The sequence below is a fragment of the Vibrio sp. 1978 genome (genome assembly GCF_033344345.1).
This window is the reverse complement of the sequence record NZ_JAWPOP010000226.1, coordinates 1-907: the sequence shown is the minus strand read 5'-3', so window position 1 is coordinate 907 and position 907 is coordinate 1. Positions and strand designations below refer to the sequence as shown.

Below are 907 nucleotides of genomic sequence, written 5' to 3'. Positions count from 1 at the left end.
GTGGAGCTTAAAAAACATGACGGCGTGCTACAGCAAGGTTTTGGCGGTGATACGCTCAATACCGCGGTGTACCTTTCTCGTCTAACCAAACAACACGGGGTCGAAACTTCGTATGTGACGGGATTAGGGCATGATCCGTTTAGTCGTGAAATGCTAACGGCATGGCGTGAAGAGGGGATCAATACGGACATGGTCTACCTTTCTGAAGATAAATTGCCAGGCATTTACGCGATTGAAACCGCCGAAGATGGCGAGCGTAGCTTCTTTTACTGGCGTAATGATGCGGCAGCAAAATACTGGTTGCGTGAGCGAGCATTGTTGTCGTTGGTGAAAGATCTTTGTCAGCATCAAATGATCTACCTGAGTGGCATTAGCTTGGCGATCATCTCGGACGATTGTCGTCAGATGTTGATTGAGCTGCTAACAATGTGCCGTAAAGAAGGTGTGAAAATCGCATTCGATAACAACTTCCGCCCTAAGCTCTGGCCTAACATCGAACAAGCTCGTGATTTTTACTCAAAGATCCTCAGCGTCACCGACATGGCATTTTTGACCTTCGATGACGAGGTCATGCTGTGGGGAGATAAGCACGAAGATGAAGCGATCAGTCGTACGAAAAGCTTTGGCGTGAAAGAGATCATCGTGAAACGTGGCGCGGACGACTGCTTTGTTGTAACACAAGATCAACAACACACCGTTGCGGCCTTGAAGGTTGATGCTGTGGTGGATACCACGGCGGCAGGTGATTCTTTTAGTGCGGGTTATCTGGCAAAACGAATTTTAGGCGGAGACGTTGCTGAGTCTGCGCTTGCTGGTCACAAAGTGGCTGGCACGGTTATTCAACATCGCGGCGCGATCATTCCAAGCCAAGCGATGCCAACTATTTAAGGAACGATGAAATGAAAGA

The 907-nt window shown here is 48.5% G+C and carries 1 protein-coding gene; it reads left to right on the top strand.

What is annotated here, in order from left to right:
• A partial coding sequence (locus R8N49_RS25700) for a sugar kinase (RefSeq protein ID WP_318190281.1) occupies positions 1–888 on the top strand: 888 nt, incomplete at its 5' end.
• Between the last annotated feature and the right edge of the window lie 19 nt (positions 889–907).